The 26,881-nt window shown below is 63.2% G+C and carries 30 protein-coding genes; 26 read left to right on the top strand and 4 right to left on the bottom strand.

All coding sequences use genetic code 11. The features are described 5' to 3' along the window. The 6 genes from ABIC94_RS23300 to ABIC94_RS23275 all read left to right on the top strand — a co-directional run bounded on the left by ABIC94_RS23300 (position 1) and on the right by ABIC94_RS23275 (position 4,756). Positions 1-372, top strand: a complete 372-nt coding sequence (locus tag ABIC94_RS23300) for a hypothetical protein (RefSeq protein WP_354375351.1) — start codon at positions 1-3, stop codon at positions 370-372. Beyond that, positions 369-1,457, top strand: a complete 1,089-nt coding sequence (gene hisC, locus ABIC94_RS23295; protein ID WP_354375349.1) for a histidinol-phosphate transaminase — start codon at positions 369-371, stop codon at positions 1,455-1,457. Before ABIC94_RS23300 ends, hisC begins: the two co-directional genes overlap by 4 nt. Further along, positions 1,454-2,077 carry an imidazoleglycerol-phosphate dehydratase HisB gene (gene hisB / locus ABIC94_RS23290; RefSeq protein WP_354375348.1) on the top strand — a complete coding sequence of 208 codons (624 nt, stop codon included), beginning with the start codon at positions 1,454-1,456 and terminating at the stop codon, positions 2,075-2,077. Before hisC ends, hisB begins: the two co-directional genes overlap by 4 nt. A 19-nt stretch (positions 2,078-2,096) precedes the next feature. Next, on the top strand, positions 2,097-2,753 hold the full coding sequence (gene hisH, locus ABIC94_RS23285; RefSeq protein ID WP_354375346.1) for an imidazole glycerol phosphate synthase subunit HisH: 657 nt from the start codon (positions 2,097-2,099) through the stop codon (positions 2,751-2,753). A 63-nt stretch (positions 2,754-2,816) separates the two neighbouring features. Next, the gene (gene hisA, locus ABIC94_RS23280; protein WP_126745541.1) at positions 2,817-3,560 is read left to right on the top strand and encodes a 1-(5-phosphoribosyl)-5-[(5-phosphoribosylamino)methylideneamino]imidazole-4-carboxamide isomerase; all 744 of its coding nucleotides are present in this window, start codon (positions 2,817-2,819) and stop codon (positions 3,558-3,560) included. Between the two features lie 20 nt (positions 3,561-3,580). Continuing rightward, positions 3,581-4,756 carry an AAA family ATPase gene (locus tag ABIC94_RS23275; RefSeq protein WP_354375345.1) on the top strand — a complete coding sequence of 392 codons (1,176 nt, stop codon included), beginning with the start codon at positions 3,581-3,583 and terminating at the stop codon, positions 4,754-4,756. Between the two features lie 31 nt (positions 4,757-4,787). Here ABIC94_RS23275 and ABIC94_RS23270 read toward each other — a convergent pair whose 3' ends face one another. Further along, positions 4,788-5,705, bottom strand: coding sequence for an amino acid ABC transporter substrate-binding protein (locus ABIC94_RS23270; RefSeq protein ID WP_354375343.1), 918 nt, complete (start codon positions 5,703-5,705; stop codon positions 4,788-4,790). A gap of 8 nt (positions 5,706-5,713) precedes the next feature. After that, entirely contained in the window at positions 5,714-7,021 is a 1,308-nt protein-coding gene (locus ABIC94_RS23265) for a dicarboxylate/amino acid:cation symporter (RefSeq protein ID WP_354375342.1), read from the bottom strand. A gap of 195 nt (positions 7,022-7,216) precedes the next feature. Between ABIC94_RS23265 and ABIC94_RS23260 the strand changes: the two genes are divergently transcribed. The 9 genes from ABIC94_RS23260 (at position 7,217) to tatC (ending at position 12,085) form a co-directional block, all read left to right on the top strand. Further along, complete coding sequence (locus ABIC94_RS23260; protein WP_354375341.1) at positions 7,217-8,053, top strand: D-hexose-6-phosphate mutarotase; 837 nt, start codon at positions 7,217-7,219, stop codon at positions 8,051-8,053. Between the two features lie 20 nt (positions 8,054-8,073). Next, positions 8,074-8,853, top strand: a complete 780-nt coding sequence (gene hisF / locus ABIC94_RS23255) for an imidazole glycerol phosphate synthase subunit HisF (RefSeq protein WP_354375340.1) — start codon at positions 8,074-8,076, stop codon at positions 8,851-8,853. 29 nt (positions 8,854-8,882) lie between these two features. Then, the gene (hisI, locus tag ABIC94_RS23250; protein WP_354375412.1) at positions 8,883-9,281 is read left to right on the top strand and encodes a phosphoribosyl-AMP cyclohydrolase; all 399 of its coding nucleotides are present in this window, start codon (positions 8,883-8,885) and stop codon (positions 9,279-9,281) included. Beyond that, a complete protein-coding gene (locus tag ABIC94_RS23245; RefSeq protein WP_354375339.1) occupies positions 9,278-9,658 on the top strand; it encodes a phosphoribosyl-ATP diphosphatase in 381 nt (126 codons plus the stop codon). Before hisI ends, ABIC94_RS23245 begins: the two co-directional genes overlap by 4 nt. Positions 9,659-9,669: 11 nt before the next feature. Beyond that, the gene (locus ABIC94_RS23240) at positions 9,670-10,059 is read left to right on the top strand and encodes a DUF4870 family protein (RefSeq protein WP_354375338.1); all 390 of its coding nucleotides are present in this window, start codon (positions 9,670-9,672) and stop codon (positions 10,057-10,059) included. Next, positions 10,049-10,408 carry a histidine triad nucleotide-binding protein gene (locus tag ABIC94_RS23235; RefSeq protein WP_354375337.1) on the top strand — a complete coding sequence of 120 codons (360 nt, stop codon included), beginning with the start codon at positions 10,049-10,051 and terminating at the stop codon, positions 10,406-10,408. Before ABIC94_RS23240 ends, ABIC94_RS23235 begins: the two co-directional genes overlap by 11 nt. 62 nt (positions 10,409-10,470) lie before the next feature. Then, positions 10,471-10,722, top strand: coding sequence for a Sec-independent protein translocase subunit TatA (gene tatA, locus ABIC94_RS23230; RefSeq protein WP_354375336.1), 252 nt, complete (start codon positions 10,471-10,473; stop codon positions 10,720-10,722). Positions 10,723-10,735: 13 nt separating this feature from the next. Next, positions 10,736-11,194, top strand: coding sequence for a Sec-independent protein translocase protein TatB (gene tatB / locus ABIC94_RS23225; protein ID WP_307702494.1), 459 nt, complete (start codon positions 10,736-10,738; stop codon positions 11,192-11,194). A 78-nt stretch (positions 11,195-11,272) separates the two neighbouring features. Continuing rightward, the gene (tatC, locus tag ABIC94_RS23220; protein ID WP_055804349.1) at positions 11,273-12,085 is read left to right on the top strand and encodes a twin-arginine translocase subunit TatC; all 813 of its coding nucleotides are present in this window, start codon (positions 11,273-11,275) and stop codon (positions 12,083-12,085) included. A gap of 15 nt (positions 12,086-12,100) precedes the next feature. Here the strand turns inward: tatC and ABIC94_RS23215 are convergent, their stop codons facing one another. Beyond that, positions 12,101-13,261, bottom strand: coding sequence for a S1C family serine protease (locus tag ABIC94_RS23215; RefSeq protein WP_354375335.1), 1,161 nt, complete (start codon positions 13,259-13,261; stop codon positions 12,101-12,103). A 285-nt stretch (positions 13,262-13,546) separates the two neighbouring features. On the opposite strand from ABIC94_RS23215, the gene ABIC94_RS23210 reads away from it, so the two are divergent. Genes ABIC94_RS23210 through pdxA form a run of 3 tightly spaced genes read left to right on the top strand, consistent with a single transcriptional unit; the run spans position 13,547 to position 16,712 of the window. Further along, positions 13,547-14,890 carry an MFS transporter gene (locus ABIC94_RS23210; RefSeq protein WP_354375334.1) on the top strand — a complete coding sequence of 448 codons (1,344 nt, stop codon included), beginning with the start codon at positions 13,547-13,549 and terminating at the stop codon, positions 14,888-14,890. Beyond that, positions 14,887-15,660, top strand: coding sequence for a Nif3-like dinuclear metal center hexameric protein (locus ABIC94_RS23205; protein ID WP_354375333.1), 774 nt, complete (start codon positions 14,887-14,889; stop codon positions 15,658-15,660). The genes ABIC94_RS23210 and ABIC94_RS23205 overlap by 4 nt, the downstream gene beginning before the upstream one ends. Beyond that, positions 15,657-16,712, top strand: a complete 1,056-nt coding sequence (pdxA, locus tag ABIC94_RS23200; RefSeq protein WP_354375332.1) for a 4-hydroxythreonine-4-phosphate dehydrogenase PdxA — start codon at positions 15,657-15,659, stop codon at positions 16,710-16,712. The genes ABIC94_RS23205 and pdxA overlap by 4 nt, the downstream gene beginning before the upstream one ends. Before the next feature lie 15 nt (positions 16,713-16,727). Here pdxA and mscL read toward each other — a convergent pair whose 3' ends face one another. Further along, positions 16,728-17,162, bottom strand: a complete 435-nt coding sequence (gene mscL, locus ABIC94_RS23195; RefSeq protein ID WP_354375331.1) for a large conductance mechanosensitive channel protein MscL — start codon at positions 17,160-17,162, stop codon at positions 16,728-16,730. A 188-nt stretch (positions 17,163-17,350) separates the two neighbouring features. Between mscL and ABIC94_RS23190 the strand changes: the two genes are divergently transcribed. From ABIC94_RS23190 to ABIC94_RS23155, 8 genes are all read left to right on the top strand, one after another. Next, a complete protein-coding gene (locus ABIC94_RS23190; RefSeq protein WP_354375330.1) occupies positions 17,351-18,040 on the top strand; it encodes a phosphatase PAP2 family protein in 690 nt (229 codons plus the stop codon). 384 nt (positions 18,041-18,424) lie between these two features. Beyond that, a complete protein-coding gene (locus ABIC94_RS23185; protein WP_354375329.1) occupies positions 18,425-19,588 on the top strand; it encodes a polysaccharide biosynthesis/export family protein in 1,164 nt (387 codons plus the stop codon). Beyond that, the gene (locus tag ABIC94_RS23180; RefSeq protein ID WP_354375328.1) at positions 19,585-20,040 is read left to right on the top strand and encodes a low molecular weight protein-tyrosine-phosphatase; all 456 of its coding nucleotides are present in this window, start codon (positions 19,585-19,587) and stop codon (positions 20,038-20,040) included. Before ABIC94_RS23185 ends, ABIC94_RS23180 begins: the two co-directional genes overlap by 4 nt. Continuing rightward, the gene (locus ABIC94_RS23175) at positions 20,037-22,289 is read left to right on the top strand and encodes a polysaccharide biosynthesis tyrosine autokinase (protein ID WP_354375327.1); all 2,253 of its coding nucleotides are present in this window, start codon (positions 20,037-20,039) and stop codon (positions 22,287-22,289) included. Before ABIC94_RS23180 ends, ABIC94_RS23175 begins: the two co-directional genes overlap by 4 nt. A gap of 341 nt (positions 22,290-22,630) precedes the next feature. Beyond that, positions 22,631-23,341 carry a sugar transferase gene (locus ABIC94_RS23170; RefSeq protein ID WP_354375326.1) on the top strand — a complete coding sequence of 237 codons (711 nt, stop codon included), beginning with the start codon at positions 22,631-22,633 and terminating at the stop codon, positions 23,339-23,341. A gap of 28 nt (positions 23,342-23,369) precedes the next feature. Next, positions 23,370-24,518, top strand: a complete 1,149-nt coding sequence (locus tag ABIC94_RS23165; protein ID WP_354375325.1) for a polysaccharide pyruvyl transferase family protein — start codon at positions 23,370-23,372, stop codon at positions 24,516-24,518. 11 nt (positions 24,519-24,529) lie between these two features. After that, positions 24,530-25,600, top strand: coding sequence for a glycosyltransferase (locus ABIC94_RS23160; RefSeq protein ID WP_354375324.1), 1,071 nt, complete (start codon positions 24,530-24,532; stop codon positions 25,598-25,600). After that, complete coding sequence (locus ABIC94_RS23155; RefSeq protein WP_354375323.1) at positions 25,600-26,880, top strand: hypothetical protein; 1,281 nt, start codon at positions 25,600-25,602, stop codon at positions 26,878-26,880. Before ABIC94_RS23160 ends, ABIC94_RS23155 begins: the two co-directional genes overlap by 1 nt. Position 26,881 lies beyond the last annotated feature (1 nt).

The following is a 26,881-nucleotide window of genomic DNA, read 5'->3' as shown; positions in this document are numbered from 1 at the left end:
ATGAGCCATGCCGCCGTCCTGCTGCTGCCGCGCCTTTCGGCGCTGTTGCTCGCACTGGCGGCCGGTGCCGGTGCGCAGGCCATGAGCATTCGCGAGCTGCGCACGCTGGAAGCGGGCGAGAAGGACGGCAAGGCCTACGCGAGCTACTACCTCGTCGGCGTGCTCGAAGGCTTGCGCGAAGGCGTGGAAGCGTCGCAGCGCAACGGCCAGAAGCCGGTCTTCTGCGTCGAGGGCCGCCGGCTCGAGCCTTCGATGGCACGCTCCCTCTATCAAACCGAGCTGACGCGCAACGCCGACAGCTATGAGGCCGACATGCCCGTGCAACTGGTCATGTCCGGCGCCCTTAGAAACAGCTACCGCTGCACCCGATGACAACTTCCGCTACCGCCCGCCCGATCGACCGCATCCGCTCCGACGTGCAGTCCATGCATGCCTATGCGGTGCAGGACGCGCGCGGCTTCGTCAAGCTCGACGCCATGGAAAACCCGTTCGGCCTGCCGCCTGCGTTGCAGGCCGAGCTCGGCGCACGGCTCGGCGCGCTGGCGCTCAACCGCTATCCGGGCGAGCGGGGCGGCGATCTGCAGCGCGCGCTGGCCGCGCACGCACACATGCCCGAGGGCTTTGCGCTGATGCTGGGCAACGGCTCCGACGAGCTGATTTCGCTGCTGGCCATTGCCTGCGACATGCCCGGCGCAGCGGTGCTCGCGCCCGTGCCCGGTTTTGTGATGTACGCCATGAGCGCCCAACTGCAGGGCTTGCGCTTCGTCGGCGTGCCGCTCACGGCCGATTTCGAACTCGACGAGGCGGCAATGCTGGCTGCCATCGCGCGCGAGAAGCCGGCCATCGTGTACCTGGCCTATCCGAACAACCCCACCGCCAACCTCTGGGACGATGCCGTCATCGAGAAGATCGTCGAGGCCCAGGGCGCGCAGGGTGGCCTGGTGGTGATGGACGAGGCCTACCAGCCATTTGCCGCCAGGAGCTATATCGACCGCATGGCGAAGCACGGCCACGTGCTGCTGATGCGCACCCTCAGCAAGTTCGGCCTGGCCGGCATTCGCCTCGGCTATCTCATGGGGCCGGCCGCGCTGGTCTCCCAGATCGACAAGGTGCGTCCGCCCTACAACATCAGCGTGCTCAACTGCGAATGCGCGTTGTTCGCGCTCGAGCATGCCGAGGTGTTCGAGGCCCAGGCCCGGCAGATCCGCGAGGAGCGCCACCGCCTCATGATGGGGCTGGGCCGTCTTTCGGGCGTGAAGACGTGGCCGAGCGACGCCAACATGATCCTCGTGCGGGTGCCCGATGCCGCCAAGGCCTTCGAGGGCATGAAGGCGCGCGGGATTCTGGTGAAGAACGTTTCTAAAATGCATGAACTGCTCGCAAACTGCCTGCGCCTCACCGTCGGAACGGCCGACGAGAATGCGCGGATGCTCGCGGCACTCGAAGCCTCACTATGACCACCCCCCAAACAGCCGACACGGGCACTGCCGCGCGCACCGCAACGGTCACCCGCAATACCGCCGAAACCAAGATCACCGTCAGCGTCAACCTCGACGGCACGGGCAAGGCCAAGCTCGCCACCGGCATCGGCTTCTTCGACCACATGCTCGACCAGATCGCCCGCCACGGCCTGATCGACCTCGACATCGACTGCCAGGGCGACCTGCACATCGACGGCCATCACACGGTGGAAGACGTGGGCATTACCCTCGGCCAGGCGGTGGCCAAGGCCGTGGGCGACAAGAAGGGCATTCGCCGCTACGGGCATGCCTACGTGCCGCTCGACGAGGCGCTGAGCCGCGTCGTCATCGATTTCTCGGGCCGCCCGGGTCTGGTGATGCACGTGCCCTTCACGAGCGGCATGATCGGCACCTTCGACAGCCAGCTCACCTACGAGTTCTTCCAGGGCTTCGTCAATCACGCCTTCGTCACGCTGCACATCGACAACCTCAAGGGCGTGAACGCGCACCACCAGTGCGAAACGGTGTTCAAGGCGTTTGCACGCGCAATGCGCGGCGCGCTCGAACTCGACCCGCGCTCCGTGGGCGTCATTCCCTCGACCAAAGGCTCGCTCTGAAATCCATCGGCGCTCAGCTATGAAATCTGTAGCAAATACCGTCGCCGTGGTCGACTACGGCATGGGCAACCTGCGCTCCGTCTCGCAGGCCGTGCAGCATGCGGCCGACCAGGTGGGGGTCGAAGTCTTCGTCACCTCCGACCCCGATGTGGTGCGCAAGGCCACCCGCGTGGTGTTGCCGGGGCAGGGCGCCATGCCCGATTGCATGCGCGAGTTGCGCGACTCGGGCCTGCAAGAGTCGGTGCTCGAAGCCGCGGCCAGCAAGCCGCTCTTCGGCGTGTGCGTGGGCATGCAGATGCTGCTGTCGCGCAGCCATGAAGGGCCGACCGATGGCCTGGGGCTCATCCCCGGCGAAGTCGTCAAGTTCGACCTGGCCGGCCGGTTGCAGCCCGATGGCAGCCGCTTCAAGGTGCCCCAGATGGGCTGGAACCAGGTGCGCCAGGCCCAGCCGCATGCGGTGTGGGCGGGCGTACCGGACATGAGCTATTTCTATTTCGTTCACAGCTTCTATGCGCGGCCTGCGGACGACCGGCACAGCGTGGGCGAGGCAGATTACGGGGCATGCTTTACCGCAGCCATCGCACGCGATAACATTTTTGCCACCCAGTTCCACCCGGAGAAGAGTGCGGACCACGGGTTGCAGCTCTACCGAAACTTCCTCCACTGGAATCCCTGACCTTATATTTCCGCCCGGGCCGAACCTTCCTCAGCCCGGATTCCGCACACTCGCGTCACTTCCATGCTCCTCATTCCCGCCATTGATCTCAAAGACGGCCACTGCGTTCGCCTCAAACAGGGTGACATGGACCAGTCCACCATCTTCAGCGAAGACCCCGCCGCCATGGCCCGCAAGTGGGTCGAGGCCGGGGCGCGGCGGCTGCACCTGGTCGATCTGAATGGCGCCTTTGCCGGAAAGCCGCAGAACCACGCGGCCATCAAGGCGATCCTGCGCGAAGTGGGCGACGACATTCCCGTGCAGCTGGGTGGCGGCATCCGCGACCTGGACACCATCGAGCGCTACATCGACGACGGCCTGCGCTACGTGATCATCGGCACCGCCGCGGTCAAGAACCCGGGCTTCCTGAAGGACGCCTGCGTGGCCTTCGGCGGCCACATCATCGTGGGCCTCGACGCCAAGGACGGCAAGGTCGCCACCGACGGCTGGAGCAAGCTCACGGGCCACGAGGTGGCCGACCTGGGCAAGAAGTTCGAGGACTACGGCGTCGAATCGATCATCTACACCGACATCGGCCGCGACGGCATGCTCTCGGGCATCAACATCGATGCCACCGTCAAGCTCGCGCAGGCGCTGACCATTCCGGTCATCGCCTCGGGCGGCCTGTCGAACATGGCCGACATCGACCAGCTTTGCGCGGTCGAGTCCGAAGGCGTCGAAGGCGTGATCTGCGGCCGCGCCATCTATTCGGGCGACCTCGATTTCGCCGCCGCGCAAGCCCGCGCCGACGAACTCGCCGGCGTCTGAGGCGTCTTGTGTAGCGCGGCGTGCTCTGTGCGCTTGCCATTGCCAACTACCGGTCGCTGCGCCAGCTGACGGTGCCGCTCGGCCGGCTTACCGTCGTGACCGGGCCCAACGGCAGCGGCAAATCCAGCGTGTACCGCGCGATGCGGCTTTTGGCCGACATTGCCAACGGCGGCGTGATCCGCTCGCTGGTGCGCGAGGGTGGGCTTTCCTCCACCCTCTGGGCCGGGCCCGAGCGCTTTTCGGCCGCCATGCTGCGCGGCGATGCGCCGGTGCAGGGCACCGTGCGCAGCGAGCCGGTGAACCTGCGGCTCGGGTTCTCGGGCGTCGAGACGAGCGACTTCGGCTACGCGATCGACATCGGCCTGCCGGTGCCGCGCGAAACAGCGTTCGGGGGGGACCCCGAAATCAAGCGCGAGGCCATCTGGAGCGGTCCGGTGCTGCGGCCCGCCACGCAGCTGGTCGACCGCAAGGGCGCTTCGCTGCGGCTGCGCGGCGAGCGCAGCGGAAGCTGGGAGCCCGTGGGCCGGCCCATCGCCCATTTCGCCAGCATGATGACCGAGTACGCCGACCCCCACGCCGCACCCGAGATGCTCACGCTGCGCGAGCAGATGCGCTCCTGGCGCTTCTACGACCACTTCCGCTCCGACGCCGACGCACCTGCGCGCCAGCCGCAGCTCGGCACCTACACGCCGGTACTGGCCAACGACGGGTCCGACCTGGCCGCCGCGCTGCAGACCATTCGCGAGATCGGCGACAGCGGCGCGCTCGACCGTGCCGTGGACGACGCATTCCCCGGGGCCCGCGTCGAAGTGCGCGCGAATGACGACCGCTTCGAAACGCTGATGCACCAGCACGGCCTGCTGCGGCCCCTGACCGCGGCGGAGCTCTCGGATGGCACCCTGCGCTACCTGCTGTGGATTGCCGCGCTGCTCACGCCCCGGCCGCCGGCGCTGCTGGTGCTCAACGAGCCCGAGACCAGCCTGCACCCCGACCTGTTGCCTGCGCTCGGCCGGTTGATCGCACAGGCTGCCCGCGAGTCGCAAGTCATCGTGGTGTCGCATGCCGCGCGGCTGATCGCCGCGCTGGAAGACAGCGACGAACTGCAACCGGTGGTGCTGGAAAAGCGGTTCGGCGAAACCCGCATCGCCAATCTCGACATGAGCGAGATACCGCATTGGGCGTGGCCGGCGCGGTAGCTGCCGGCCTCCGTTTCCCCTCCTGCGCGGATTATTCCGCCTTCACCGACATCGTCTGGATGATCGCTTGCATCTGGGCGCTCATCGGCAGGTCGATGCTTTCCCCCGTCGGAAGCTTGCGCAGGAACCAGCGCTTGTACTGGCGCTCGATCTCGCCGTCCTGGGCCAGCACCTGGAAGGCGTCGTTGATCACCTTGGCCAATTGCGCATCGCCCTTGCGGTACATGATGCCGTAGGGGTCGTAGGAGAGATAGTCGCCGACCACCTCGTACTGGGCCTTGGCGGCTTCCCGCGCGATCAGGCCGTAGAGCAGCACGTCGTCGGTGGCAAAGGCATCGGCCTGGCCGCTTTTCACCAGCCCGAACGAATCGGCGTGGTCGCGCGCCACCAGCAGGTCGATGCCGAGCTTGAACTTCTGCGAAAGCTCGCGCAGCGTCTTCTCGTTGGTGGTGCCCGCGGTAACGGCCACCCGCTTGCCGGCCAGGTCGCGGAACGACTTGATCGGCGAGCCCTTCTTCACCAGCACCTTGGTGCCCGAGACGAAGATCGTGGGCGAGAAGCTCACGCGCTTCTGCCGCTCGAGATTGCTGGTGGTCGAGCCGCATTCGAGATCGACCGTGCCGCGTTCGACCGCTTCGATACGCGAATCGGAGGTCACCGGCACCCACTTGATCACGAGGCTCTTGTTCACCGTTTCCTCGATGGCCGTGACCAATTCGCGGCAGAGTTCGATCGAATAGCCGATGGGTTCGTCGCGTGCATTGAGAAAAGAGAACGGCACCGACGACTCGCGATAGCCGATGGTGATGGCGCCGGTCTCGCGCACCTTGGCAAGGGTGCCGGTCAGCGTAGGGGGCGCTTCCTGCGCCTGCACGGGGGCTCCCATGACAAGGGCAACCGCCGCCAGCAGGCCGGCAATGAAAACCGGCAGCGTCGGCCTGGGCTTCATCGCGGGCCTCACGCGTGGGCCGGGTGGGCGAGGGTGGCGGCGGCCTCCTCGTCCAGCGCCTTGGCGTTCACCGCTGCGTCGCTCTCGGAGAGCAACTGGCCCTCCCACTTGGCAACCACCGCGGTGGCAATGGAATTGCCCACTGCATTGGTGGCGGAGCGCCCCATGTCCAGGAAGGTGTCGACGCCCAGGATCAGCAGCAGGCCGGCTTCCGGAATGTCGAAGTGGTTGAGCGTGGCGGCAATCACCACCAGCGAGGCGCGCGGCACGCCGGCCATGCCCTTGGAGGTGAGCATCAGGATCAGCAGCATCGTGACCTGCGTGCTGAGCGGCATGTGGATGTTGTAGGCCTGCGCGATGAACAGCACGGCAAAGGTGCAATACATCATCGAGCCGTCGAGGTTGAACGAATAGCCCATCGGCATCACGAAGCTCGAGATCTTGCGCTTCACGCCGAAACGGTCGAGCGCCTGCAGGATCTTCGGATAGGCCGCTTCCGAGCTGGCCGTGGCGAACGAAAGCAGAAAGGCTTCCTTGATGAGCACCATCAGCTTGAACACCCGTCGTCCCAGGAACGACAAGCCCGCGAGGATCAGCACGCCCCACAGCACGAAGAGGCCCAGATAGAAGTCGCCCATGAAAACCGCGAACTTCAGCAGGATGCCCAGGCCGTTCGTCGCAACGGTGGCCGCCATGGCGGCCATCACCGCAAGGGGTGCGAGCTTCATCACGTAGCCGGTGATCTTGAGCATGGCGTGCGAGAGCTCGTCGATGGCCGCCACCAGCGTCTTGGCCTTGTCGCCGAGCGAGGCGAGCGCCACGCCGAAGAACATCGAGAACACCACGATCTGCAGGATCTCGTTGTTGGCCATGGCCTCGGCAAAAGACTTGGGCACCAGGTGGCTCACGAAGTCCTTGAGGGTGAACTTCGCGGTCGCCAGGTTGGCCGAGGCGCCAATGTCCGGCAGCGGCAGCCCCAGGTTCTCGCCCGGCTTCAAAACATTGGCCATCACGAGGCCGATGAGCAGCGAGATGAGCGAAGCGGTAAAGAACCAGCCGAGCGACTTGCCGAACACGCGGCCCACCGACTTGGCGTCACCCATGTGCGCAATGCCCACCACCAGCGTGGAGAACACGAGCGGGCCGATCAGCATCTTGATGAGGCGCAGAAATACGTCCGACACGATCGACACGTAGCCTGCAATCTGCGCAGCCGCTTTCTTGTCCGGAAAGCTCGTGAAGATCATGTAGCCGACAAGAATGCCGAGCACCATGGCGATCAGGATCCAGGCGGCGGCCGGCAGTTTCTTCATCATGCGTTTCTCTTCGATGTGTAGGTATGGTTTTGGAGGTGTGCGCGGACCTGCCGGCGTCTGTGTGCTTGCGTGGCGGGCAAAAGGTTATCCAAGAAGGCCCCCCGCGTGCAACCAGCAGCACCACGGCTTCGATGAGGTCTTAAGTGTCCATTGCCGGTTTCGCGTGCGGGAATTTCCGCTGCCTACAATTCCCGCATGGACATCAATCCGATCGAGTTTCGCGGCCAGCCGGCGCTTCGTGCCACCGGCGCCGACGGCAGTGCTTTCACCGTGTCTCTACACGGGGCGCAACTGCTATCCTGGACCACGGCGGATGGCGTCGAGCGGCTCTATCTGAGCCCGCGCGCCGTGTTCGACGCAGCAGCCGCAATCCGCGGCGGCGTGCCCATTTGCTGCCCTCAATTCAATCAGCGAGGCATGTTGCCCAAGCATGGTTTCATGCGCAATCTGCCTTGGGAAAACCGTGGCATCGACGCCGCATCGGGCGAACTGACCTTGCGGCTGCGCGACAGCGAGGCCACGCGCAAGCTCTGGCCGCATGTTTTCGAGGCACGCCTGCAAATCGGCATGGCCCCGGGCCGGCTGCGCGCTGCCCTGACACTGCTCAATCTCGACCATGCGCCATTCAGCTTTGCCGCGGCGCTGCATACCTACTTGCGTGTCGACGACATCGCCGATGTGCGCCTGGAGGGGCTGCAAGGCGCCAACCGCTGGGATTCGCTGCGCGACGACCGCCACGTGGAGACGGCGCCGGAGCTGCGTTTCAATGCCGAGTTCGACAGCGTCTATGCAGCGCCCGCCAAGCCATTGCGGCTGGTGCAGCCGAGCGGCACGCTTGAAATCGAGCAAAGCGCGAGCTGCAGCGAAACCGTGGTCTGGAACCCCGGTGCCGTGCTTGGTGCGAAACTCGCCGACATGCCTGAAGATGGCTACCGGCACATGCTGTGCGTGGAAGCCGCGCGCATCGACGAGCAGGTGCTGCTCGCACCCGGGGCCCAATGGCAGGGCTGGCAGCAGCTTCGCGTTCTCTGATTTTTTCCCTACGACCGACCATGCTCGCAAAACGCATCATTCCCTGTCTCGACGTTACCGGCGGCCGCGTGGTCAAGGGCGTCAATTTTCTCGAGCTGCGCGATGCCGGCGATCCGGTCGAGATTGCGGCGCGCTACAACGCGCAGGGCGCCGACGAGCTCACTTTTCTCGACATCACGGCCACCAGCGACGGCCGCGACCTGATCCTCCCGATCATCGAGGCGGTGGCCTCTCAGGTCTTCATTCCATTGACGGTGGGCGGCGGCGTGCGCACCGTGGCCGATGTGCGCCGGCTGCTCAATGCGGGCGCCGACAAGACCAGCTTCAACTCGGCGGCCATTGCCGATCCGCAGGTGATCAACGACGCGTCGCAGAAGTACGGGGCGCAATGCATCGTGGTGGCCATCGATGCCAAGCGCCGCAGCCCCGGGGAAGCCGCCACGCGCGGCGCGGGCTGGGATGTGTACAGCCATGGCGGCCGCAAGAACACAGGCCTGGACGCCGTGGAATGGGCGGCCGAGATGGTGCGCCGCGGCGCCGGCGAAATCCTGCTCACGAGCATGGACCGCGACGGCACCAAGAGTGGTTTCGACCTCGAACTCACCCGTGCGGTGAGCGACGCCGTGAATGTGCCGGTCATTGCATCGGGCGGGGTCGGCAGCCTCGACGACCTGGCCGACGGCATCCAGACCGGCGGCGCCGATGCGGTGCTGGCCGCCAGCATCTTCCACTACGGCGAACACACGGTGGGCGAGGCCAAGGCCCGCATGGCGGCCCGGGGCATTCCCGTCCGGCTGTGAGTGCGGCCGCCGCCCCTGGGGGTGGGACAATACCCTTTATGAATTGGCTCGATGAAGTGAAGTGGGACGCGAACGGCCTGGTGCCCGTGATCGCGCAGGAAAAGGGCAGCAACGACGTCCTGATGTTCGCCTGGATGAACCGCGAGGCGCTCGAAAAGACCGCCGAGCTGGGCCGCGCCGTGTATTTCAGCCGCTCGCGCAACAAGCTGTGGTTCAAGGGCGAGGAATCGGGCCACGTGCAGACGGTGCACGAAATCCGCCTCGACTGCGACAACGACGTGGTGCTGCTCAAAGTCACCCAGCTCGGCCACGAGCCCGGCATTGCCTGCCACACCGGCCGCCACAGCTGCTTCTTCAGCAAATACGAGAACGGCCAGTGGACCGCGGTCGAGCCGGTCTTGAAAGACCCGGAGTCGATCTACAAATGACGGCCACAGTGAACACCGCCGACGCCCTCGCACGCCTTGCCGCCGTCATCGAAAGCCGCCTGCCCGCGCACGGCGGCGATCCGGAGAAGAGCTACGTGGCGCGCCTGCTGCACAAGGGCCCCGATGCCTTCCTCAAGAAAATCGGCGAAGAAGCCACCGAGGTCGTCATGGCCGCCAAGGACGCCGACCACGGCGGCGACCGCACGAAAATAGTGAACGAAGTGGCCGATTTGTGGTTCCACACCATGGTGGCGCTGGCCCACTACGGTTTCTCGCCCGGCGAGGTGATTGCGGAGCTCGAGCGCCGCGAGGGCACCAGCGGCATCGAGGAAAAGGCCCTGCGCAAGGCGCGGGCGCGTGAGGCATCCAACGATTGAAAGGACATCCCATGGCCAACGACATCGTGAACGTGGAACCCGACGAGTCCCTCAAGACCTGGGGCTGGGTCAGCTATATCCTGCACCTGATCGTGGCCATTTGCGCCGTCTTGCCGGGAGCGCAGGCTTCCGTGGCGCTCCTGCTGGTGGCGCTGGTGATCGATTTCGTCAAGCGCGATAACGCGGCGGGCACCTGGCAGGCTTCGCACTTCAGCTGGCGCATCCGGTCGGTGCTGTGGGCCGGCCTGCTGTACGTCGTGACCTCGTGGCTCTGGCTGCTCTTTCTCGTGCCGGGCTGGATCGCCTGGAGCCTGATTTCGCTGTGGTTCCTCTACCGGATCGTGAAAGGCATGATCCGCATGAACGACAGCCGTCCCATGGAACCCAAAGATGTCATCTGATCCGAACTGCGTCTTCTGCAAAATCATCGAAGGCAAGATTCCCTCGCGCAAGGTCTACGAAGACGACGAACTGTTCGGTTTTCACGACATCTCGCCCTGGGCGCCGGTGCATTTCATGCTGGTGCCAAAGAAGCACATCGCCTCGATGGCGCAGCTCATGCCCGACGACGCCGCGCTGATGGGCAAGATCATGACGCTGGCCCCCAAGCTGGCGGTGGAGCAGGGCTGCAGGCCCTATCCGGAGGGCGGCTGGCGCGTCGTCATCAATACGGGCGCCGAGGGCGGGCAGGAGGTTCACCATCTCCATGTCCATGTCATGGGCGGTCCCCGTCCATGGCTTCGCGGCTGAACATTAGGCCAAACTGTCACATTTCGCCCGACTAAAATCGGACACATTCTTAGGAGTCTTCCATGGGTTCATTTTCAATCTGGCACTGGCTGATCGTGCTGCTCGTCGTGGTCATGATCTTCGGCACCAAGAAGCTGCGGAACATGGGTTCCGACCTTGGTGGCGCCGTCAAGGGCTTCAAGGACGGCATGAAAGAGGGCGGCACCACTGCCGACGCGCCCGCTGCTTCGTCGGCCCCTGCCGCCCAAGTGACCGGCCAGCCGGCCAACAGCGACAAGTCGACGATCGACGTCGAAGCGCGTCAGAAGTCCTGAGCGCGGGTCCTAAGTGCTCGACCTCGGTATTGAGAAGCTGGCGCTGATCGGCGTCGTGGCGCTGATCGTCATCGGCCCGGAAAAGCTGCCACGGGTGGCGCGCACGGTCGGCACCCTGCTGGGCAAGGCGCAGCGTTACGTGAACGACGTCAAGGCCGAGGTCAATCGCTCGATGGAGCTCGAAGAGCTGCGCAAGATGAAAACCACCGTGGAGGATGCGGCGCGCGATGTCGAGCACAGCATCCACACCGGTGCGACCGATCTCGAAAAGCAGTTCTCCGGTTCGGGCGAAACCCTCTCGGCCCTGGCCGAACCCGAGCCTTCGGTGCCTGAATACAGGCACCCGCGCAAGAACTGGCGCCTGAAGCAGGGCGCCACGCCGCAGTGGTACAAGGCCCGCAACGGCGTGCGCACCAAGGCGCTGTCGGGTGCCGCGCGCGTGGCCCGGTTCCGCCCTCACAAGATCAACTAGCGGCTTTCACATTCCCGCGTTCCTCGTGCGCCGCACGCCGGCCGAAGCCACGCTTTCTCCTGCTCTTTTTCCCTTCCAATGGCCGATTCCGACAACAAGAACAAAGACGCAGAAGACGAGTTGGCGGGCACCGAACAGCCGTTCGTGCAGCACCTGGTCGAACTGCGCGACCGGCTGCTCTATTGTGTCTACGGCCTAGTGATCGCGGGCGTGCTGCTGGCCATCTGGCCCGGCCCGGGCGGGCTGATCGACCTCATCGCCATGCCGATCCAGGCCCACATGCCGCCGGGCGCCAAGCTCATCGCGGTGGGCGTGTTCTCGCCCTTCTTCGTGCCGCTCAAGGTGCTGATGATGACGGCCGTGCTGCTGGCACTGCCCTGGCTCATGTACCAAATCTGGATGTTCGTGGCGCCGGGGCTCTATAGCCATGAAAAGAAATTCGCGCTGCCGCTGATCTTGTTCGGCAGCCTGCTGGCCTATGTCGGCATCGCCTTTGTGCAGTTCTTCGTGCTCGACAAGATGTTCGGCTTCATTCAGAAATTCACGCCGCCGAGCGTGAGTGCCACGCCTGACATCTCGTCGTACGTGGAGGCCATTTTGTCGCTCTACATCGCATTCGGCGTGGCGTTCCAGGTGCCGATCGTCGTGATGCTGCTGGTGAAGTTCGAGATGGTGACCATTGAAAAGCTGCGCTCGTTCCGCGGCTACTTCATCGTGGTGGCCTTCGTCATCGCCGCGGTGCTCACGCCGCCGGATGTGGTGTCGCAGCTCGCGCTGGCGGTGCCGATGTGCCTGCTCTACGAGGTAGGCATCATCGGCGCGCGCTACTTTGCAGGCGGCAAGAAAAACGAAGAGGAAGAAGAAAGCGCCGATTCCTCGGCGTCTTCCTGATCGATCGCGGCTCGGCTACTCGGGCTGGTTGGGCACCTGCCGCACCGGGCTCTTGGGCCGCAGGCCCGGCGTTACGTCCAGTTCCATCTTGTCGGTGCCGCGCTGAAGCGCAAAGCGTGCGGTGCTGCCCGGCTTCAGGCCAGCCACGGCAGTCAGCAGGCCCTGCACGTTGTCGGTCTTCTTTTCTCCGACCGAAGTGATCACGTCGCCCGGGCGGATGCCAGCCTTGGCTGCCGGCCCGTTCTGGAGCACGCCGGTGATGATGACGCCGGTATCCGCCTTCACGCCGAAGGTCTCGGCCAGTTCGGGCGAGAGTTCGTTCGGCTCGACGCCGATCCATCCGCGGCGCACCTGGCCTTCCTTCACGATGCCTTCGAGCACGATCTTGGCCATGGAGACGGGAATCGCGAAGCCGATGCCCATGCTGCCGCCCGAACGCGAGTAGATGGCGGTGTTGATGCCCTGCAGGTTGCCGTTGACGTCGATCAGCGCGCCGCCCGAATTGCCGGGGTTGATGGCGGCATCGGTCTGGATGAAGTTCTCGAAGTTGTTGATGCCGAGCTGGTTGCGCCCCAGCGCCGAGACGATGCCGCTGGTGACCGTCTGGCCCACGCCGAAGGGGTTGCCGATGGCCAGCACCTGGTCGCCCACCTGGAGTTCGTCGGAATTGCCCAGCACGATCGCGGGAAGCTTGTCCAATTCGATCTTGAGCACGGCAAGGTCGGTGTCCGGGTCGGTGCCGATCACCTTGCCGCGCGTATGGCGACCGTCGTTGAGCGTGACTTCGATTTCGTCCGCGCCTTCGACCACGTGGTTGTTGGTCAGCACATAGCCGTCGGAGCTCACGATCACGCCGCTGCCCAGGCCGACCTGGGGCTGGTCGCCCTGGTCGCCGAAGAAAAACCGGAACCACGGGTCGTTGCTGCGCGGGTGGCGTTGCGCCGCCTTGCTGGTGTTGATGCTCACGACCGCGGGCGAGGCTTTCTTTGCCGCCGCGCTCAAACTGCCGGGGACCGGCGCCGAGGGGGCGCCGGCCGGGGCCTCGACGACCGACACCACGCCGCCCAGAGAGGTGGCGCGCCGGTTGATCCATTCGGGCTTGAGTGTCGCAACAACGAAGTAGGCCGCCAGGAGGACGGTCACGGCTTGGGCAAAGAGCAGCCAGGTGCGTTTCATGAAACTTTGATTAGAGCGGGGTGAACGCGCCGTCCGCGCGGCGCCAAGAGCCAATTGTCCCTCAACCCCTGTCCGTCAGAAACCGCGCCGCGCGGTCGAGAATGACATAGGCCTCAAGCGCCAATAAGGGATAACCCTTAGCATCGCGCAGCGAGCCCACACGGCTCCGAACTCCGGCCTTCCGCATCGCCCACCCGGCGGACGCGGCCAGGTGTTTCGCCTGCGCGCTGCCCTCCGCTTTCAATCCCTCTGCGGCCGGTGCGCGGCAACGACCTTCCGCCAGCCATGACTTCTCACGCAATTTCCCCGGACGGCGCACAGCCGGTGCCGGCCCGCACGCTCGACGCGCGCGATTACAAGACCCTTGCCCTGTCCGCTCTCGGCGGAACGCTGGAGTTCTACGACTTCGTCATCTACGTATTCTTTGCCACCGTTCTGGGCGCGCTTTTCTTTCCCGCCGACATGCCCGACTGGCTGCGGCAGCTCCAGACTTTCGGCATCTTCGCCGCCGGCTACCTGGCCCGGCCCGTGGGCGGCATCGTCATTGCGCATTTCGGCGATCTGCTCGGCCGCAAGCGCATGTTCACGTTGTCGATCTTCCTGATGGCGGCGCCGACGCTGGTCATCGGCCTCTTGCCCACTTACGCGAGCATCGGCATCGCGGCGCCGCTGCTGCTGCTGGCCATGCGCGTTCTGCAGGGCGCAGCCATCGGCGGCGAAATGCCTGGCGCCTGGGTGTTCGTCGGCGAGCACGTGCCGGCGCAGCGCTACGGTTTCGGCATTGGCACGCTGACCTCGGGCATTACCGGCGGCATTCTGCTGGGCTCGCTCGTTGCCGTGGCCATCAACCGCTACTACCTGCCGGCGGAGGTGAGCGAGTTCGCCTGGCGCATTCCTTTCGTGCTGGGAGGCGTGTTCGGGCTCGTCTCGGTGTACCTGCGCCGGTTCCTGCACGAGACACCGGTTTTCAAGGAACTGGCCGACCGCAAGACCGTGGCGCGCGAACTGCCGCTGCGCACCGTGCTGCGCGAGCACCGCGCGGCGAGCATCTACGTGGGGCTGCTGACCTGGGTGCTGTCGGCCGCCATCGTCGTGGTGGTGCTGTACACGCCCACCTACCTGCAGAAGGTGCATCACATTCCGGCCGCACTGGCGCTGGAAGCCAACGCCCTTGCCACGCTGACCCTGACCATCGGCTGCGTGCTGGTCGGCTGGGCCAGCGACCGCATCGGCACGCGCGCCGTCATGCTCATTGGCTGGGGAGGGCTCTTCGCGACGGCATATCTGTTCTATACCGGACTGCCGGGCACGCCGGCCACGCTGTTCTGGCATTACGGCCTGGTGGGATTGTTCGTGGGCACCATCGCCACGGTGCCAATTGCCGGCGTGCGTGCATTCCCGGCGCCGGTGCGCTTCACCGGGCTTTCGTTTGCCTACAACATGTCTTATGCCGTGTTCGGCGGCCTGACGCCCGTGATCCTGACCGTCTGGCTGCAGCACGACAGCATGGCGCCGGCGCATTATGTGGCTGTGCTGGCAGCCCTGGGCTTCCTGCTGGCCCTGTGGCCACTGGCGGCACGCGGCCATGCTATGCGCAACGGTGGCGGGAGCGCGACAATGTCGCGATGAGCACCACTCGCCACGAATTGCTGCACGCCTTCGACCTGCTTCTTGCGCCCTCACGCTTCAAGGACTACGGACCCAACGGCCTGCAGGTCGAGGGCCGCACCGTGGTGCGGAAAATCGTTTCCGGCGTTACCGCGAGCCGCGCGCTCATCGAAGCCGCCATCCACGCCGAGGCCGACGCCATCTTCGTTCACCACGGCCTGTTCTGGCGCGGCCAGGACGGCTGCGTGACCGGCTGGATGAAGCAGCGGCTGAGCCTGCTGCTGGGCGATGACGTCAATCTGTTCGCGTACCACCTGCCGCTCGACGCGCACCCCGAGCTCGGCAACAACGCCCAGCTCGGCCTGCAGCTCGGTCTGCTCGCCCATGCTGGTTCGACCGGGCGCTTTGGCGATCAGGAGCTCGGTTTCCTGGGCGCGCGCGATAACGGCGAGAGCTTTGCCAGCGGCAAGGAACTGGCCGCGCACGCCGAAAAGATTCTCAAGCGGCCCGTAACCCTGGTCGATACGGCGCACCGACCCATCAAGAACATCGCCTGGTGTACAGGCGGCGCCCAAGGTTATTTCGAGGCGGCCATTGCCGCAGGGGCCGATGCCTTCATCACCGGCGAGATCTCCGAGCCCCAGGCCCACTATGCACGCGAGATGGGCGTCGCTTTTCTGGCCTGCGGACACCATGCCACCGAACGCTACGGCGCCCAGGCCGTGACCGCGCATGTGGCGGCCCAGCTCGGGCTCAAGCACGAGTTCATCGACATCGACAACCCGGCATGACCGGCCAGGCCGCTATCGTTCCTGTTGCCATCACGCTGGGCGACCCCGCGGGCATCGGCCCGGAAATCATCGCCAAGGCTTTCCATCGGGCGCCCGACGCCACGCGCGGTGCCTTCGTGGCCGGTGACGTGGCCACCATGCGCCGCGCATCGCAAGCCCTGGCGCAGCCGGGGCAACCCGCGTGGCCGATGGCGGAAATCGGGCACGTGGCCGAGGCGGCCTCAATGCCGCCGGGTTGCATCCCCGTGCTGCAGGTGGTGGCGCCGCCGCAGAACATCGTGTTCGGCCGGATCAGCGCCGAAGCCGGGCGCGTGGCGGGCGACTGCGTGGTCTGGGCCGCGCGCGCCGCATTGCGGGGCGACATCGCCGCCATCGTGACGGCACCGCTGCACAAGGAAGCGCTGGCCGCGGCGGGTTTTCCGTATCCCGGGCATACCGAGCTGCTGCAGGCCGAAGCCGCCGCGCATGCGGGCCTTGCGGTGGACGGCATGCCGGTGCGCATGATGCTGGCCAACGACGATCTGCGCACCGTGCTCGTCAGCATTCACATGTCATTGCGCGACGCCATCACCGCCGTGAGCTTCGGCAACGTGCTGGAGACGCTGCGCATCACGCACCGTGCCTTGTACCGCATGCTCGGGCGGGCGCCGCGCATCGGCGTGGCCGGCCTCAATCCGCATGCGGGAGAAGGGGGGCTCTTCGGTTCCGAAGAGCACGACATCATCGCTCCGGCCATTGCGGCGGCTCGCGCCGAGGGCATCGACGCCGACGGACCGCATGCGCCCGATACCGTCTTCATGCGCGCGCGTACCAAGGCGGGCGTGCCCGGAAGCGGCGAATTCGATGTGGTGATTGCCATGTACCACGACCAGGGGCTGATTCCGGTCAAGTACCTCGGCGTGGACAAAGGCGTGAACGTGACGCTGGGCCTGCCGCTGGTGCGCACCAGCCCCGATCACGGCACCGCGTTCGACATTGCGGGCACGGGCCGGGCCGACGCATCGAGCCTCATCGAGGCTCTGCGCATGGCCAGAACGCTGACCGGCGCTTGAGGCGCCAAGGACGCCTCAGGGGCGATTCTTCAGGCTGTCGCGAATCTCGCGCAGCAGGGCGATGTCTTCCGGCGGTGCCACCGGCGCGGCGGGGGCCTCGGCATCGGCCTTGCGCAGCTTGTTGATCTGCTTGACCATCATGAAGATGATGAAGGCAAGAATGACGAAGTTGACCGCGATGGTGATGAAGTTGCCATAGGCCAGCACCGGTACGCCGGCCTTCTTCAGCTCGGCCAGGTTGTTGCCCGCGCCCGCCGGTACGGAACCCAGCACCCAGTACAGATTGGAGAAGTCGAGCTTGCCGAACACCAGTCCGACCACCGGCATGATGATGTCGCCGACCAGCGAGTCGACGATCTTCCCGAACGCCGCACCGATGATCACGCCCACCGCGAGGTCGACGACATTGCCCTTGACGGCAAATTCCTTGAATTCACTGAGGATGCTCATGATTTCGATGTGCTTGGGCGCACGGGTGTTGAAGATGGCGCGAGTATGCCTGTGGAATAATCATCCCGCCTTGAACCGGATCGACGCATGGTTGTAGTTCGAAAGAGTTCCCGGCGGCCGGCCGACTTTAATAATAACGATTCAATCGCCGGGCCCGCACCGAAAAGGCGCAATTCCATTTTAAATCGATGAATAGTTTCTGGTTATTGGTCACCGGGTTCGGTGACAGCGGCTTTCTATTGCCCGCCGCATTGTGGATCGCAATTTGGCTGGCGGTCGACCGCGCCACGCGCCCGGCAGCGGTGCATTGGGTGCTCCTATTCGGCGGATGCGGGCTTGCCGTGATGCTGTCCAAACTGGCTTTTCTGGGCTGGGGAATCGGCAGCGTCGACTTCGATTTCACCGGCTTCAGCGGGCACACGGCGCTGGCAACGAGCGTCTGGCCGGTCGTTTTCTGGCTTGCGGCGCTGCGCTTCGCACCATTCTCGCGCGTCGTTGCGGCGCTGGCGGGATGGGCCTGGGGCGTTGCCGTCGGAGTGTCGCGGCTGGAGCTCGAGGTGCACTCCACCGCCGAGGTGCTAACAGGCGTCTTGCTCGGCACGATTGTGAGCGCAAGCTTTCTGCGGCTGCAGCGCAACAGGCTGCCAGCCGTATCGCTGCGAACTCCGCGCTGGCTTGCTGCCGGCCTTGCAGCCCCGCTGTTGTTTTTCATCGTCGTGGGGCGGCCCGCACCCACGCAGTACGCGCTGGAATCCATTGCCGCCTGGATGGCGGGCATCGAGCGGCCGTACAGGCGTAGCGATCTCCTGCAGAACCGCGAACCCGCCCGTCGGCCCGCATGGAATTCACAGGTGCTTACAAAAGAGCAAACCTTTTAGATGAGACGGCAATGGCTGCCAATTGTCGCTTGAATGCAACAATTGATCCATTGGGCAGTTAATTAATAGTTCACATTTGCAAACCGCAGGTCGCGGTTTTGAATGTGCCCCGAAGGTCCTCATTTCCCAATGAGAAACAGGCCCTCGGCATTGCGGCCGAACATGCCCCTGACGGCACCCGGGTCAATCCACAGATAGACACATTTTTTTCGTCTATTCAACGGAAAACAGGGGATGCGCGGGCAGCGACAATTCGGTCGGCGTGCCTGACAACATCGCGCAGGCCCGCTTTCACGAACCGTGACAAAAAGGTCGAGGCCAAATGCAGATTGGGCTCGGGCCTTGCATATGAATCACGGAATGTCGAAAAAACCAATTTGTGCAATGGGGATCAATTTGACACGCTACGTGCACCCGATGGGGTGGGGTTTTGCCCTAATCGGCGCGTTATTGCTGCAGGGTTGCGCACCGGGCTTCAGTTCTGTGTCTGCCTACGAGGCAGACCAGAGCCTGCCCCCGGAGTTCCAATACCTGCCGGCCGACGGCGCGCCGGACGGGGTAATTACCTCGATTTCACCCGCTCTCATCCGTGCAATGGCCGAGGCGCAGCCGACGGCCGTCGCGCCCGACGTGAAGGCCCTTTTCGGCGAGGCGCGGGTCTACACCATCGGGCCGGGCGACGTCGTGGGCGTGATCGTCTACGACCATCCGGAGTTGTTGCCGAATGCCGGCGCGGTGATCACGCAGCAGGCGGACCCCACGGGCATCAGCGTGGCGCCTGGCTTCATCGTCGGCGCGGACGGGCAGATCACGTTCCCCTACATCGGCCGCGTCAAGCTCCAGGGACTGACCGAAATCGAGGCCTCCGACCTCATTGCGAAACGCATTGCGACCTACATCAAGGATCCGCAGGTGACCGTGCGCATCCAGTCGTTCAGAAGCCGCCGCGCTTTTGTCGAAGGCGAAGTGCGAACGCCCGGCCTGCAGATCTTCACCGACGTACCGATGACGCTGGCCGAAGCGATCAGCCGCGCCGGCGGCATTACCGCGAATGGCGACCGTTCGTTCGTGACGCTGCAGCGCAGCGGCAAGTCCACGCTGATCAACCTGCCGAATCTCCAGGAGCTGGGCGCCGACGCCAGCCAGATTCCGCTGCGCAACGGCGACGTGATCCAGGTGCGGCACCGCGACGAGAGCAAGGTGTTCGTGATGGGCGAAATCGCGCGTCCCTCGGCGCTGCTCATGCACAACGGGCGGCTCAGCCTGAACGAAGCGCTCGGCGAAGCCGGCGGCCCCAACCTGGCTTCGGCCAACACGGGCCAGGTCTACGTCATTCGCAACAACGCCAGAGGCTTGCCGGCGATCTTTCATCTGAACTCGAAGAATCCGGCCGCATTGGCATTGGCCGAACGCTTCCCACTGCAGCCGCGCGACGTGGTCTACATCGATTCCGTGCCGCTCGTGACCTGGAACCGCCTGGCCAGCCTGATCCTGCCGGCGGCGCAAGTCATCAACGCCGGCGACGAGGTCTGGAGCCGCCACAGATGAAATCCGTCCTGACAGTCTGCATCGGCAACATCTGCCGAAGCCCCATGGCGGAAGGGCTCCTCGCCGCCGGGCTGCCGCATCTGCGCGTCGCATCGGCGGGTACCGGGGCGCTCGTCGGCAAGCCGGCCGACGCCACGGCGCAAAAGCTCATGCAGGCGCGCGGCATCGACATTTCGGGCCACGTGGCGCAGCAGGTGAGCCAGTTGCTCTGCCGGCAGGCCGACCTGATCCTGGTGATGGACATGGAGCAGCGCCGCTACCTCGAGTCGACCTACCCCTTCGTGCGCGGCAAGGTCTTTCGCATTGCCGAGGCCGCCAAGCAGGACGTGCCCGATCCCTACCGAAAAGACGAAGCGGCCTTCGAGCACGCCCTGTCCCTCATCGACGTGGGCGCCAGGACCTGGATCGATCGCATTCTGAAAATTACAAAACCCGAGCAGCAACCGACATGAACGCACCCCAGCAAGCCGCCCTGCCGATGCCAGCGCTGGAAGAGGAGGGAGACGGCGTCAACCTCGTCGAGTACCTGGACATCCTCGTCGACAACCGCTGGCTCATTGCCATCGTGACCGCCGCGACTTTGTTCCTCGGCTTTGCCTATGCCTTCTTCGGCAAGCCCATGTACGAAGCCAACGTGGCGGTGCAGGTGGAAGACTCCGGCAATTCGGCGGGCAGCTTTCTGGGCGATGCCGCTTCTTCCCTGCTGAGCGTGAAGACCCCCGCCGCGGGTGAAATCGAAATCATCAAGTCGCGCGCCATCCTGGCCCAGGCCGTGGAGAACACCAAGCTCTACATCAGCGCGCAGCCCCGCTACGCACCCATTGTGGGCAGCTGGCTCTCCCGGCGCGCCACCGATCTGTCGGACCCCGGCTTCATGGGGCTTTCGGGCTACGTGACCGGCACCGAGCAGATCCTCGTTCCCCAGTTCGACGTGCCCGCTGATTTCGAAGAGAAACAGTTCACGCTGACTGTAAAACCCGACAACCGCTACGAGCTGACCTATCCCGACGTCGCAACTCCGCTCAACGGCGCCATTGGAACGCCGCTGGTCGCCAACCTTCCGAGCGGCAGCCTTCGGCTGTTGGTCAGCTCCGTCAATGCCAAGCCGGGCGCCCAATTCCGGCTGGTCCGGTTTTCGAAACAACTGACGCTCTTGTCTTTGCAGGACGGCCTCAAGGTGGTTGAAAAAGGCAAGCAGTCCGGCGTGATCGACGTCAGCTGGAAGCACCCGAATCCCGAAAAGCTGACGCAACTGCTCAATGAAATCGGACGCCTCTATGTTCGCCAGAACATAGAGCGCAAGGCGGCCGAAGCCGAAAAAACCCTGGGCTTCCTCGACACCGCACTGCCCCAGTTCAAGAAGCAGCTCGAGCAGTCCGAAGACCTCTACAACCGCTACAGAAACGAGAACGGCACCGTCAGCCTCGACGACGAGGCGAAAAATGCCCTCACCCAGACGGTCGATCTGCAATCCAAGTTGCTCGAAGCGCAGCAGAAGCGGCGCGAGCTCTCCGCGCGCTTCACCGACAAGCACCCGAGCATCCAGACGCTGGACACGCAAATTGCGGCGTGGAAGGGCGAAATCGGGTCGGTCGATTCGCGCATCCGCAAAATGCCGCTGCTCCAGCAGAACACCGTGCAGATGCAGCGCGACATCAAGGTCAACACCGACCTCTACGTGTCGCTGCTCAACAGCTCGCTGCAGATGCGGCTGGCCAAGGAAGGCAAGGTCGGCAACGTGCGCCTGCTGGACGACGCCATCACTCCGGAAGAGCCCGTCTGGCCCAAGCGGCCGCTGATCCTCGCCTTTGCATTGCTCGTGGGGCTGATGGCCGGCGTGGCCGCCGCGATTGCCAGGAACTCGTTCTTCGGCGGTATCCGCAATCCGAGCGAAATCGAAATGCATACGGGGCTCAGCGTCTACAGCAGCATCCCCCTGAGCGGCGCGCAGCGGATGATCGACAAGAGCATCGAAAGCAAAGCGCCCGGCATGCACATCCTTGCACTTCAGCACTCCGAAGATCCTGCGGTGGAAAGCTTGCGCAGCCTGCGAACCGCCCTGCAGTTCGCCATGCTCGAAGCACCCAACAACCGCCTGCTCATCTCCGGTGCAACGCCCGGCGTCGGGAAGACTTTTGTTTCCGTCAATTTCGCAGCAATTACCGCCGCTTCCGGGAAAAAGGTTCTTCTGGTCGATGCCGATTTGCGCAAGGGCCGGGTTAATCAGTTCTTCTCAGTATCCCGATCCTCCGGTTTGTCCGAATTGATTGCCGGCACATTGAACCTGGAAAAGGCCGTTCGTTCGTCGATCCTGCCGAATCTGGACGTCATAACGACCGGCGTGCTGCCGCCGAACCCCGCCGAATTGCTGATGAGCGACTCTTTTTCGCAACTTTTGGAAAAACTGTCGCCCGACTATGACTTGGTCATCGTCGATACGGCGCCGGTGCTGGTGGCGGCGGACACGGCTTCGGTGGCGCCGCTCGCAGGCTCCCTTCTTCTTGTTGCCCGTGCGGAAAAAACCCAGCTCGGCGAATTGAACGAGAGTGTCAGAAGGTTGGCGCACGCTGGCTGCTCGGCCAATGGCGTAATTTTGAATGCTATGGACTTATCTCGCCGACATGCGGGCGGCAGTGCATACAAATACGGTGGTTACCGTTACATACACTATAAATACAAAAACAACAGGGATACCACCTAGTTGATGGAACGATTTCTGAGAAAATTAAGCTAGAGCGTGTGATTTATCACGCGTGGCACTAAATTGGTGCCTTTGCTCAAAAGCTAATAACAAAGGCCTAGGGTTAAGTACTTCGTTCTTTTGTATTACGTGGTTGAGTCGCTCGGACTGCGCAATGGTTTTTACGCGCAGCATCCTTCAAGGCTCCCGGGCAAGGCCGAAATGACCTGAAGCCCGAGCCGCAACTTATCACCGACCCGAGAGGGGCAAGCGCTTGCTTGTAAGACGAAAGGTGCTCCAGCAATGAGAGTTCTTAAGCTAGAAATTTGCCTCCGTTTCAAATGTGAGAATGGAGCATTCCTATGACAAATTTCCATCAAGAGGAATTGATTGCGCCAAGAGGCGAGGAAATGCATGGCGAATTTTCAGACTCGGCATGGACAAAAGTCCGTCATCCAGCCATGCTGCGGGCCGGTAAAAGGGCGGTGGATATTGCCGCTTCGCTTTTCTTTTTTACCGCTTTCGGCTGGCTCTATATTCTGCTTGCCATTGGCGTTTTTCTGAGTTCCGGAGCCCCCGTCCTGTATTCGCAGCCGCGCTATGGACGGGGAGGGCGCGTGTTCAAGTTCTACAAGTTCCGCTCCATGCTCTCGAACTCGGCCCAGATTCTCGAGGAACACCTCAAGAACGACCCCGTGGCGCGCCAGCAGTGGGACGACTATCAAAAGCTCGAGAACGACCCGCGCATTACCCGCTTCGGCAAGTTCATCCGCAAAACAAGCCTGGATGAACTGCCGCAGTTCTGGAATGTGCTGGTTGGCGACATGAGCCTGGTCGGTCCCCGGCCGTGCATGCTCGACCAGAAGGGGCTCTATGGCGCCGATTGGTCGTTCTATTGCGCCGTGCGGCCCGGCATCACCGGCCTGTGGCAAGTGAGTGGCCGCAACCAGCTGAGCTACAAGAAACGCGTGGCGCTGGATGTCAGCTACGTCGAGACGCTCTCCGTCGGCAGGGATATCTCCATTTTCATCAGGACCATCTGGGTGGTTGCCGTGGGACACGGTTCGCGATGACCGGTCTCCGAAAACAAACTAACTCAAGATGAAAAAGATTCTGATTTGCGCGGTACCTTTCAGCGACAACCTGGGAGATGGGGTCATCGCTGCATCCCTGGCCCATATTGCCGGCCTGAAGTACCCGCGGGCCAGCGTCGAGTTTCTGGACATTGCCGGCCGTGCCGGGTTCGAGGAAGAAAATCTGCGAGGCGGCGGTGCCTTCCAGGTTTTCGCAAAGCTGCCGTCCCTGTTGCAATCCCTGATCGTTTTCCTGTACTGCCTCAAAGGCTATTTTTTCGTTTGGCGAAAAAACTGGAAGGCTGCAATCAGCGACGCAGATCTGATCGTCATCGGAGGTGGGCAGCTGTTTTGCGATGTTGCGCTCAATTTTCCGGCCAAACTGTTTCTCCTGAGCCGGCTTTTGCGTGGAAAACGGGTGGTGGTGGTTTCGGTCGGCGTCACGGCGCGGTGGTCGTTTCTGGGGCGGTTCCTGGTCAAGCGGTTCATAAGAAATGCCAGGCCTGTTTTCTACGCGACGCGCGACAAGGAGTCGGCAAGCAACCTGCATACGCACTTCAGAATTCCGAGAGGAAGCATCAGGGTCGTTCCCGATCCCGCGCTCGTTTGCGCCGATGCGTTTGCGGAAGGACTTTCGCCCGAGAAGAACTGGGACATCGGAATTTGCGTCAGCAGTCTCGATGCCCTGGTAATGAACTCCGAGTATGCGAACTCCAACTCGACGGAGTCCGCCAAGTTTTTTTCGACGCTCGCCGAAGCATTGCGAGCCGAAGGAAAGCGGGTGCTCTATTTCACGAACGGCGCATCCGAAGACAACAAGATATTGAACGAGATTTCTTCGGAATCCAGTGCGCCGAAATCCAGTTTCCTGGTTCCCCGGCATCCTGACGAGCTCGTTTCTCTCATCAGCGCCTGCTCATGCATCGTTGCCCATCGGCTCCATGCAAACATCGTTGCGTACAGCCTGAACATTCCGTCCATAGGAATGAATTGGGACAAGAAGGTCGAGTCCTTCTTCGAACTGACAAAGCGAAAGCGCTACCTCTTCGATTTGTCGCCAAAGGTGGAAAAACTCGAGGCTTCGGTGCTCGGGCTGCTGAACGAGAAAGCTCCGGACCGGCAAACGCTCGACTTGCTCAGAGGCGAAGTGGTTGCCGGAATTCATGCCTTGATCTGACTTCGCAGGCCATGAAAATATTGCACATTGCCGAAACGCTCAAGGGCGGGCTGGAAACCTATCTTCGGATGGTTTCGGGCTTTCAGCAGAACTCGCCGGTCATCAGCCAGGCGAAGTTCATCCTGCCCGGTCCGGTGGACTGGCTGAGCTCGCAAGACACCCACGTGGTTCCGACGGCGCGCAGTCCGTTGGCTCTTGCGAGTTATGCCGCTGAAGTCAGGAAAATCATCCGGACGGAGCGGCCCTCGGTGCTTCATCTCCACAGTTCGATTGCCGGTGGGGTTGTTCGCGCCATGGCGCTCTTCGGCCAGGTGCCGCAAGAGACAAAGATCGTCTACTGCTCTCACGGCTGGGCGTTCGATCAGATCGGTCCTTCCTACAAGAAGTCGATCTATCGATGGGTCGAATGGCTGCTTTCATACTGGAGCGATGCGATCATTTGCATCAGCGACCACGAACTGCGAATTGCAGAAAAGTTCGGCATCAAGAAATGCAGGTGCATTCCGAACGGAATCACCCCCGCAGCCCTCGGCCAGGAACAGGTTGTTGTCCCGAAAGAAGAATCGCCGCGGCCCAGAAAAGTCCTGTTCGTGGGACGGCTCGATCGGCAAAAGGGCATCGACGTGCTGCTCGATTCCTATGCCCGGGTCCGGCCGAATTTCAAACTCACCATCGTCGGCGGCGCCGTTCGGAACGATCTTTCTCTTGCCCATTCCGAAGACATAGAGTTCAAGGGATGGCTTGAAAAGGAAGAGCTCGATGCCGCGTACAGGACTTCCGACGCGGTCATCGTGCCGTCGAGATGGGAAGGCTTCGGCTTTGTCGCGGTCGAGGCGATGGCAAGGAGCAAGCCGGTTTTTGCCTCGGCCGTGGGCGGCCTGATCGACATCGTCGAAGACGGCAGCAGCGGCCGGCTGTTTCCGCTCGATCGCCTGGACGAAATGCTGCGCGAAATCGACCAGATCCCCGACGAAGAGTTGGTGCGAATGGGGCGAACCGGGCGAGAGCTTTTCGAAAAGAAATACACCGCCGACAGAATGAATTCAGCCATCGTCGATCTATACAAGGAGTCGGTCCAGTGATGAAGTTTTCATCCCTTGTTCCTGTCCCGGGGCGCCTGCGCGGAATCTTCAGGTTGTTCTGCGCCTCGGTGGCGGTGGCCGCAATCTCGTTGTCGGCCCAGGCCCGGGGCGTCGGCGAGCTGAGTACGGAGTACCCGACGGCCCTGAGCGTGCAGATCGATCCGGCCACTATTTCGAACGAAGACCTGAATGAAATCAGGGCCGCGGGTTTCGAGTTCGTTCGATTCGGCGTGCGGCCTCCGCTGAAGAGCGTCAACCCCGCCATGATCGATTACTCGAGCCTGATCCGGCGCGTGAAGAACGCCAGGCTCGAAGCCATCGTGACGCTGTTCGGAGGCAAGGAGATCTGGGGGCACGAGCCCGCGGACCTGGGCGCCGGCGGCCAAAGGGAAAAGCTGTTCGCGAACTTCGCGCTCGAATTCATGAACGCGCATGCTGCCGACGTGGCGGTTTGGGAGCTATGGAACGAGCCCGACCACAAGACGTTTCTGAACCCGGCGCTTTTTTCGAACTTCCAGACCGCGACCGCGGAGTTCTGCCGCAGCATCACGCAGTTGAAGACTCCACCGAAGGTCGTCATGGGCTTCGGTTTTGCGAAGCTTCCTTTCAGCCAGGGCCAAGTCCCTCTGCAACTCGAGAACGCCTTCGTGTCGGCAGCCAAGGCCAACTGCCTGACGGACATCTCGATCCATCCCTACCGCTCTGTTCCCGAAACAGCCATTGCCGACTATGGAAAGCTGCGCGGCAAGCTGGATGAGCTGCAGCTCGGAAAAGTCGGCATCGTTGCTTCGGAATGGGGTTATGCGTCTTACCTTCCTGTTCGGGACCGCAACACCCAGGCTTCGCTCATCTTTCGCGAATACCTGACCAACGTGGCTGCCGGCATCAAGCTTCTGAACCTCTATGCATGGCAGGACCGGGGAACGTCCGCCGTTTCGAGAGAAGACAATTTCGGGCTCAAGTCGAAGGGGGGCGAGAAGAAGGAAGCCTTCTCCAGCCTTACCGAATTTCTCAAGATCGCCAGAAACTCCAGGAAGGTTTCCTACGAGAGCAACGCCGGTCTGAACAAGCTGGTGCTGAGCCGTGGAAATTCGCTGCTCCACGTGGTGTGGACGCAAAGCTCGGAGCAGAACGTGCTGGTGCCCGCCGAAAAGGGAAAGAAGTGCACGCGCGTCGATTTCTTCCCGCAGGTGCGGCACGGCACCTGCGGCAACCCGGTCGACGGGGGCTTTGCAGGCAAGGCAACCGCCTATCCGTTCCTGTTGTCGATTTCTGACTGAG

Source organism: Variovorax paradoxus (genome assembly GCF_040544635.1).
Lineage (GTDB): Bacteria > Pseudomonadota > Gammaproteobacteria > Burkholderiales > Burkholderiaceae_C > Variovorax > Variovorax paradoxus_R.
Note: the sequence above shows the minus strand (reverse complement) of the source record. Positions and strands in the feature narration are given on the sequence as shown.

What these genes read in the sequence shown, in the direction of transcription:
- ABIC94_RS23160 (WP_354375324.1), top strand. Translation starts at nt 24,530, where the DNA reads ATGAAAATATTGCACATTGCCGAAACGCTCAAGGGCGGGCTGGAAACC.
- ABIC94_RS23170 (WP_354375326.1), top strand. Translation starts at nt 22,631, where the DNA reads ATGACAAATTTCCATCAAGAGGAATTGATTGCGCCAAGAGGCGAGGAA.
- hisF (WP_354375340.1), top strand. Translation starts at nt 8,074, where the DNA reads ATGCTCGCAAAACGCATCATTCCCTGTCTCGACGTTACCGGCGGCCGC.
- ABIC94_RS23235 (WP_354375337.1), top strand. Translation starts at nt 10,049, where the DNA reads ATGTCATCTGATCCGAACTGCGTCTTCTGCAAAATCATCGAAGGCAAG.
- ABIC94_RS23205 (WP_354375333.1), top strand. Translation starts at nt 14,887, where the DNA reads ATGAGCACCACTCGCCACGAATTGCTGCACGCCTTCGACCTGCTTCTT.
- ABIC94_RS23180 (WP_354375328.1), top strand. Translation starts at nt 19,585, where the DNA reads ATGAAATCCGTCCTGACAGTCTGCATCGGCAACATCTGCCGAAGCCCC.
- ABIC94_RS23190 (WP_354375330.1), top strand. Translation starts at nt 17,351, where the DNA reads ATGAATAGTTTCTGGTTATTGGTCACCGGGTTCGGTGACAGCGGCTTT.
- ABIC94_RS23245 (WP_354375339.1), top strand. Translation starts at nt 9,278, where the DNA reads ATGACGGCCACAGTGAACACCGCCGACGCCCTCGCACGCCTTGCCGCC.
- ABIC94_RS23175 (WP_354375327.1), top strand. Translation starts at nt 20,037, where the DNA reads ATGAACGCACCCCAGCAAGCCGCCCTGCCGATGCCAGCGCTGGAAGAG.
- ABIC94_RS23155 (WP_354375323.1), top strand. Translation starts at nt 25,600, where the DNA reads ATGAAGTTTTCATCCCTTGTTCCTGTCCCGGGGCGCCTGCGCGGAATC.
- hisA (WP_126745541.1), top strand. Translation starts at nt 2,817, where the DNA reads ATGCTCCTCATTCCCGCCATTGATCTCAAAGACGGCCACTGCGTTCGC.
- tatC (WP_055804349.1), top strand. Translation starts at nt 11,273, where the DNA reads ATGGCCGATTCCGACAACAAGAACAAAGACGCAGAAGACGAGTTGGCG.
- ABIC94_RS23165 (WP_354375325.1), top strand. Translation starts at nt 23,370, where the DNA reads ATGAAAAAGATTCTGATTTGCGCGGTACCTTTCAGCGACAACCTGGGA.
- ABIC94_RS23300 (WP_354375351.1), top strand. Translation starts at nt 1, where the DNA reads ATGAGCCATGCCGCCGTCCTGCTGCTGCCGCGCCTTTCGGCGCTGTTG.
- ABIC94_RS23185 (WP_354375329.1), top strand. Translation starts at nt 18,425, where the DNA reads ATGGGGATCAATTTGACACGCTACGTGCACCCGATGGGGTGGGGTTTT.
- hisH (WP_354375346.1), top strand. Translation starts at nt 2,097, where the DNA reads ATGAAATCTGTAGCAAATACCGTCGCCGTGGTCGACTACGGCATGGGC.
- ABIC94_RS23210 (WP_354375334.1), top strand. Translation starts at nt 13,547, where the DNA reads ATGACTTCTCACGCAATTTCCCCGGACGGCGCACAGCCGGTGCCGGCC.
- ABIC94_RS23240 (WP_354375338.1), top strand. Translation starts at nt 9,670, where the DNA reads ATGGCCAACGACATCGTGAACGTGGAACCCGACGAGTCCCTCAAGACC.
- ABIC94_RS23265 (WP_354375342.1), bottom strand. Translation starts at nt 7,021, where the DNA reads ATGATGAAGAAACTGCCGGCCGCCGCCTGGATCCTGATCGCCATGGTG.
- ABIC94_RS23260 (WP_354375341.1), top strand. Translation starts at nt 7,217, where the DNA reads ATGGACATCAATCCGATCGAGTTTCGCGGCCAGCCGGCGCTTCGTGCC.
- hisB (WP_354375348.1), top strand. Translation starts at nt 1,454, where the DNA reads ATGACCACCCCCCAAACAGCCGACACGGGCACTGCCGCGCGCACCGCA.
- mscL (WP_354375331.1), bottom strand. Translation starts at nt 17,162, where the DNA reads ATGAGCATCCTCAGTGAATTCAAGGAATTTGCCGTCAAGGGCAATGTC.
- pdxA (WP_354375332.1), top strand. Translation starts at nt 15,657, where the DNA reads ATGACCGGCCAGGCCGCTATCGTTCCTGTTGCCATCACGCTGGGCGAC.
- ABIC94_RS23215 (WP_354375335.1), bottom strand. Translation starts at nt 13,261, where the DNA reads ATGAAACGCACCTGGCTGCTCTTTGCCCAAGCCGTGACCGTCCTCCTG.
- ABIC94_RS23270 (WP_354375343.1), bottom strand. Translation starts at nt 5,705, where the DNA reads ATGAAGCCCAGGCCGACGCTGCCGGTTTTCATTGCCGGCCTGCTGGCG.
- hisC (WP_354375349.1), top strand. Translation starts at nt 369, where the DNA reads ATGACAACTTCCGCTACCGCCCGCCCGATCGACCGCATCCGCTCCGAC.
- tatA (WP_354375336.1), top strand. Translation starts at nt 10,471, where the DNA reads ATGGGTTCATTTTCAATCTGGCACTGGCTGATCGTGCTGCTCGTCGTG.